1 pseudogene is annotated in these 656 nt (G+C 26.8%); it reads right to left on the bottom strand.

Annotated features, from left to right (window positions below):
- Positions 1-331 (bottom strand): annotated as a pseudogene (locus ACFINK_RS09390) (hypothetical protein); the annotation flags it as partial.
- Positions 332-656: the final 325 nt, after the last annotated feature.

Below are 656 nucleotides of genomic sequence, written 5' to 3'. Positions count from 1 at the left end.
TGAGAAAAAAACTAGAAAAATCTATTGTTGTAGATCCAGTTTTCTGACTCTTTGTTATAGCTTGATAGGCTCTTTCTATTTGTGAATTTTGTTCTTTTTTTAACGCAAGCTGTTTTTTTAAGAGCTCAATAATTTCTGAAATTTTTAAGAGCTCAATAATTTCTGAATTGTTGTTTAATGGAGCAGAATTATTTATTGGATTATGATTTACTGTCTTTTTTCCTTTTCTCGGAACACAGCTAAAACTGCTGGAGTTCCAGTCACAATCCTGAGCGAGAGCTGACGTTCCAAAAATTATACTGATCGCTATAGTGATAATTAGCTTTTTCATATTTTGTTCTCCTTATTTTTTATATATTGCGGTAAAAAATTGGCAATTTAATTATTGAATTAATGCTAAATTTACACTACAAAATTTAATTATTTGTTTTAATAGATATTAAATTTCTTAACCTCTATTGAATTACTTTATAATTTTTATCTATATTAAAATTTTGATTATAAAATTATAATATACGATAGTTTTTTTTATTTAATGAGGTTTTTTATTGTGTTTCTTCTACGAGAATGATTACTTTCTATCTCATCTAGTTTTTATGTCTCCATAGATGTCCAAATGTAATGCCTTTTGCGAGAGAATTGGCCATGCTTGATAG

The organism is Bartonella sp. AA16NXGY (assembly GCF_042197325.1).
GTDB lineage: Bacteria > Pseudomonadota > Alphaproteobacteria > Rhizobiales > Rhizobiaceae > Bartonella.
This window is presented reverse-complemented; position numbering and strand designations above follow the sequence as displayed.